The organism is Synechococcus sp. R5-12 (assembly GCF_047502655.1).
In the GTDB taxonomy this organism is placed as follows: Bacteria; Cyanobacteriota; Cyanobacteriia; order Thermostichales; family Thermostichaceae; genus Thermostichus.
Genome location: NZ_JANSIM010000297.1, coordinates 1 through 916, shown reverse-complemented (window position 1 = coordinate 916; position 916 = coordinate 1). Strand labels below are relative to the sequence as shown.

Annotated in this window: 1 protein-coding gene and 1 pseudogene; both read right to left on the bottom strand. The window is 43.4% G+C overall.

The genetic code is table 11. From position 1 onward, the window contains the following. Positions 1 to 701 (bottom strand): annotated as a pseudogene (locus NW843_RS13560) (glycosyl transferase family 1); the annotation flags it as partial. Between the two features lie 29 nt (positions 702 to 730). Beyond that, positions 731 to 916, bottom strand: a 186-nt coding sequence (locus NW843_RS13555; protein WP_414523214.1) for a hypothetical protein, incomplete at its 5' end; no start/stop codon positions are given.

The following is a 916-nucleotide window of genomic DNA, read 5'->3' as shown; positions in this document are numbered from 1 at the left end:
ACTTCCAAGTTCCTTAAGTTCAGATCCCCATTTTGGCTGCAGTTGAAAGAGATTAACGAGCCACCAAATATTAGTTGAGGATTGTGGACTCGAGTCTTTATAAGTAGAGGTAGACCCAGTTTTTTCAAGGACATGATCAACTTAAGACGTCTGTAATGATAAGAGTTAAAATTAAGGTTACCCACAAACGCAACTCTAATTTCTTTCTTTTCTATCCAACTGGAGCTGGTGAGACAAGCGGAAATGAAAGGCAGCCAAGCTAGCCTTTGAACTCCTGCTGCTGCGAACCAGTGGAGGTGCTGTCGGTCATAGGCGGTGGCAATATAATCAAAGGCTTCAGTGGCCCAGTAAGTTAGAAGGTGGGTGATAGGGAGCACATGATGATGCGTATCTCCGGCTAGCAAGACAGTTGGGCAGCCAAATTTTTTCGTGTTGAAAGGACTAGTCAGATCAACACTCGATGTCCAGACAATCACCAAGTCAAATTCTTTGTCTTCGACTTGATCTGAATACTGGACAAATTCATAGAGGTCAAAGTCTTTGTCAGGACACTCAACTAAGCTTTTTGGAACACTAAAAAAATCGAATATCTGTCTTCTAACCTTTCCTTTCGGACATAGAGTTACTTGACGCTCTGAAAGAGTGAGAGGTGGGACATAATCAGGTGGAGTCATCCAAACTAGTAGAACTCGAGGATTCATCAGTCTCAGAGCTTCCTAAAGATTGCCTTCTAAAGATTACCACTGCTTTCGTAGAATATGCATCTATTCAGATAACATAAGCACCCGTAGTTACCCTGAGAAACTTCCTCCTGCCAGAGGAGATGAGAGGGATCCAGCATCTGGTCAATCCGCTTGCGGTCTTGCTCAGAGGTAAACTCCACGTAAATCACCTTGATGTCTTTGAGCTGCTCTTG